The sequence below is a fragment of the Leisingera sp. MMG026 genome (genome assembly GCF_021654205.1).
In the GTDB taxonomy this organism is placed as follows: domain Bacteria; phylum Pseudomonadota; class Alphaproteobacteria; order Rhodobacterales; family Rhodobacteraceae; genus Leisingera.
The window spans coordinates 1-4035 of sequence record NZ_JAKFZM010000099.1 but is presented as its reverse complement, the minus strand read 5'-3'; the positions used below and the strand labels follow the sequence as shown (position 1 = coordinate 4035).

At 57.3% G+C, this 4035-nt stretch carries 4 protein-coding genes; 3 read left to right on the top strand and 1 reads right to left on the bottom strand.

Annotated elements, in window-relative coordinates; genetic code table 11:
- The coding region (locus tag L1069_RS23485) for a hypothetical protein (protein ID WP_237457257.1) at positions 1-365 on the top strand (365 nt) is incomplete at its 5' end.
- Positions 366-859: 494 nt separating this feature from the next.
- Here the strand turns inward: L1069_RS23485 and L1069_RS23480 are convergent.
- Complete coding sequence (locus L1069_RS23480; protein WP_237457258.1) at positions 860-1249, bottom strand: nucleotidyltransferase domain-containing protein; 390 nt, start codon at positions 1247-1249, stop codon at positions 860-862.
- Positions 1250-1451: 202 nt separating this feature from the next.
- Here L1069_RS23480 and L1069_RS23475 point away from each other — a divergent pair, with 202 nt between their 5' ends.
- Together L1069_RS23475 and L1069_RS23470 are read left to right on the top strand one after the other, a co-directional pair.
- Positions 1452-2339, top strand: coding sequence for a site-specific integrase (locus L1069_RS23475; protein WP_237457256.1), 888 nt, complete (start codon positions 1452-1454; stop codon positions 2337-2339).
- A 12-nt stretch (positions 2340-2351) separates the two neighbouring features.
- The gene (locus L1069_RS23470) at positions 2352-3551 is read left to right on the top strand and encodes an IS91 family transposase (protein ID WP_237457255.1); all 1200 of its coding nucleotides are present in this window, start codon (positions 2352-2354) and stop codon (positions 3549-3551) included.
- Positions 3552-4035 lie beyond the last annotated feature (484 nt).

Sequence of the window (4035 nt, the reverse complement as noted above, 5' to 3'; positions counted from 1 at the left end):
CGATGAGCTTCAAGAATGACAGTATCGTGCTGCGTAAAGCATTGGCCGAACTCTTCAAAACCGCGGGAATTTTGGATACGGGCCTCTTGGCTCAAGATGAGTTCATCAAAATTCTGATTCACGCTGCTGTCGGCCGGTTCGGTGTTGCTATGGAGATGGCCATCGAGGCAATCGGGGAATGCCTTGATGAGAAAAGCCGTGAAATCGACATGGGCTTCTTTGCGGACGCCTATTCGGAGAGGATGGATTGCGATGAGGAGTTGAACCCCTTTGTTGCGGAAAACTGGAGTGCCATTGATACTGGCACCGCCTTGCAGAGATACGAGGAAGAGCGCAGGAAGCGGCGGCGGCCCAAAAGCAGCTGACCTTCGCCATGTTTTCCAAACCGAACCGCCCCTAGGGGCGGTTTTTTTGTGCCCAGACTTCAGAACAGCATTTGAATTTTCTTGGTCAAGACGGTCTGGACTTGCCGGAGAACGGTCTGGGCGTGTCGGAAGGCGGATTTACGTTTGTCGCATGGGGATCTAAGTTATTGAAATTAAACAACCTACAACGCAGCCAAGACGTAGTTCTGGTGTCGGACGTCAGTGATTGACGTCCGACAGCGGAACTGCGTCTTTGCGACAAAAAACGGGTTTTTGATCTAGGCTTCTATGGCGCTGTAGAACTGTCCGTTTGGGCGGCAAAGTACCTCACCAATCAGAGAAGGCGGAGCTAGTGCTCCGCCTTCCTCGCTTTCTGGGTGGGTACATGCGAAACTGGATTGCTTTCCGCAGTCATGTGCAATTCCTTGGGCCCAATATTGTTTGCCGCTCAACCCAGTATGACCTCCTGTTGTCAACGCGACCTAACCTGAAGTTCAATGTTCAAGAAGGGCCGACAGCGTCCTTTCAGTGAGGTCTTCCGCAAAGTGCAGGTCCAGTTTTACCCGGGCGTTTGAAGCGGTGTCTTCCGCGAACCTGCGGACCATTGCGCGCTCCCCGCAAGACAGCTTGCCCAGGATCATTAGGTCAATGTCCGAGTGCTCTCGGAAGTCCCCCTTAGCGAGGGATCCGAAAAGCTCATGTGCGATCCCTTTGCGTGCCAATTCCGAATGAACCGTCTGCCAGGCGGCTTTTGCCGCCTTCAGATGCAGTTGCCTGCGCTGCTCCTGCAAAACTTCGAAACGTGTCATCCGGGTCTCCCTGCCCCCAAAATAGAGGCTGCTCCGGTAACTGTCATGGGAAAGGTTGATTTGGGGCAGCTGCATGGCCACAAGCGAAAGCTTGATTCGGGAAATGGCAAAGGGTCGTTCGCGGTACTCGTGTAAACAAGGGCGGTTGGACGAAGCCGCTATCGCGGCAATGGCGCTTGTTGCTGGCGTAATAAGCCGATGCTGACGGCGCGTATTTTGCGATCTTGCTGACCTGTCTGACGATTGGGGTTTCTCAATCTGATGACAGGAGGTTCCCATGACAGAGGAGAAAATGAGCCCGCTGCGTGCGCGGATGATTGAAGATATGCGCATTCGCGGAATGTCACCGAAGACCCAGCAAGGCCATATCAGGGCGGTCAGGTACTTGGCCGAGTTCATCGGCCGCTCACCCGATACAGCGACACCGGATGAGCTGCGCGCGTACCAGCTTCACATGACAGATAGCGGCGTCTCGACCGGTGTATTTAACGCCAGGATCGTGTCGTTGCGCTTCTTTTTCGGTATGACCTGCAGGCGCGAAGAGATGAAGCGGTACATGCAGTTCCGGCGCAAGGCGAAGAAGCTGCCCGTTGTTTTGAGTGTCGAAGAGGTTGGCGATCTATTGGCGGCGGTTCCTGGACCGGGGCTGAAGTATCGTGCCGCCTTGGGGATCAGCTATGGTGCCGGGCTGCGCGCATCCGAAGTCTGCAATCTCAAGGTCTCAGATATCGACAGCGACCGGATGCTGATCCATGTCGACGAGGGCAAAAATGACAAAGACCGCAAGGCCATGCTGTCACCTGCCTTGCTCGATCTGCTCCGGGATTACTGGCGCGAGGCGCCCCCCGAAGGTTGGCTGTTTCCGGGCAAACCCAAGATCATGGCGCTTTCACCGCGCCAGTTGAACCGCGCGTTCACCTCGGCCAAGCACATGGCTGGGATCAACAAACCCGCCACGCTGCACACCTTGCGCCACGGCTTTGCCACGCATCTGCTCGAGGCTGGAACGGACGTGCGGGTGATCCAGGTGCTCTTGGGACATTCCAAGCTCAGCACGACAGCGCGCTACACGCATGTCGCGACCAAGACCATCCGCAGCACTGTCAGCCCGTACGAGATGTTGGAGAAGCTGCAGGACCACACCGTCAGGCGGGGACTGGAGTAGCGGCTCAGGCGGTTGCCGCGACCCCGGCTGGAGATTGCTGACATCTTTCGGAAGTATGGACCCACATATCGACGGGCCAATGTGGGTCATGTCAGTCTCGGTCAACTGAAGGTAATGTCGGCGATAGAGGCTTGCCGAACCGACGCGCTCGGCGGCCACGTGGCAGCTTGCACCAAATGCGACCATCACCACATTGCGTACAACAGCTGCAAGAACCGGCACTGTCCCAAATGCCAGGGACCTGCCGCTCGCGACTGGATGGAGGCGCGCGCAGAGGATTTTCTGCCGGTCGAGTACTTCCACGTTGTCTTCACTTTGCCAGCCGAGATCACCCGTATCGCCTATTGGAACCAGAAGGCGATCTACGGTCTGCTGTTCCGCGCATCTGCGCAAACTGTGATGACCATAGCGGCTGACCCGAAACGCCTCGGTGCAAAGGTCGGCATGACCAGTGTCCTGCACACCTGGGGATCGGCGCTGACACACCATCCCCACATCCACATGATTGTCCCCGGTGGCGGCCTGTCACACGACGGCACGAGGTGGGTCGCCTGCAGACCGGGGTTCTTTCTGCATGTGCGGCTATTGGCGCGGCTGTTCCGCCGCCTGTTCCTGGAAGGGCTCATGGATCTGCACCGCGCAGGTCAACTCACCTTCTTCGGCGACCTCAATAGCCTGGCACAGGCGGACAAGTTCGCGCAGTGGCTCTCCCCGTTCGGTAAATCCGACTGGGTGGTCTATGCCAAACCGCCCTTTGGAGGGTCCGAGGCGGTGCTGGCATATCTGAGCCGGTACACCCACCGGGTCGCGATCTCAAACCATCGCCTCGTCAGCGCCGATGCCGACACCGTCGCGTTCCGCTGGAAGAATTACAGGATCAAGCGCGGTGATCGCCAAAAGGTCATGCGTTTGGCAACGCCCGAGTTCATCCGCCGCTTCCTGATCCACGTTCTTCCCGATGGGTTCCATCGCATCCGCCACTACGGCCTGTTGGCCAGTGCTGCGCGCAAAACAAACATCACGAAGGTCCGAGCGCTGCTCGGTGTTCAAAACGCCGGTCAAACCACGGAAACAGAGCCAGAACCCGAGACCACCCCTCTCACTTTGCGCGAACCTTGCCCATGCTGTGGGGGCGACATGCGCATCATCGAGATCTTCCGGCGCGGCCAAAGACCAATGTCGCGCGCGCCACCCAAGGAGCGGGCCGCATGACACCAGACCTGTTCAACCAACGCGACATCAGCCGGCTATCCTTGGATGATCGGTCGAAACCGCTTGCGACCATCATTCGAAATGACGGCATAAAACGCATCATGCGCCCTCAATCGTTGAAATACTTACGACCAGGGTTGCCGAAAGTAAATGCATCAAAGGCATCTAACACAGTCAACCGCGCGCCCATGCAAACGTCAGCCTCACCCGTCGGTGCTCTTTCCCCATAGCTCGATCCCAGACCCCCGCGGCTTCCTCCTTCCGAGGTTTGTCAACGCGGGCCGCGCGTAGCTCTGAAGGCAAAATTGCACCCCGGCCCACATCGAAAAACCTTCAGGAAAGCGGAACTTCGCTGCACTTGCAAGCTATCGATCCGCCGCCAGCGAAAGCTGACATTGGCGTCGCGCATGTATCCACACACAAGGGCTCTGTGCGCCTTTAACGACTTCAACTGCGAACAGAGGAATAAGCTTCCGTTATTGGC

What these genes read in the sequence shown, in the direction of transcription:
- L1069_RS23480 (WP_237457258.1), bottom strand. Translation starts at nt 1,249, where the DNA reads ATGCAGCTGCCCCAAATCAACCTTTCCCATGACAGTTACCGGAGCAGC.
- L1069_RS23475 (WP_237457256.1), top strand. Translation starts at nt 1,452, where the DNA reads ATGACAGAGGAGAAAATGAGCCCGCTGCGTGCGCGGATGATTGAAGAT.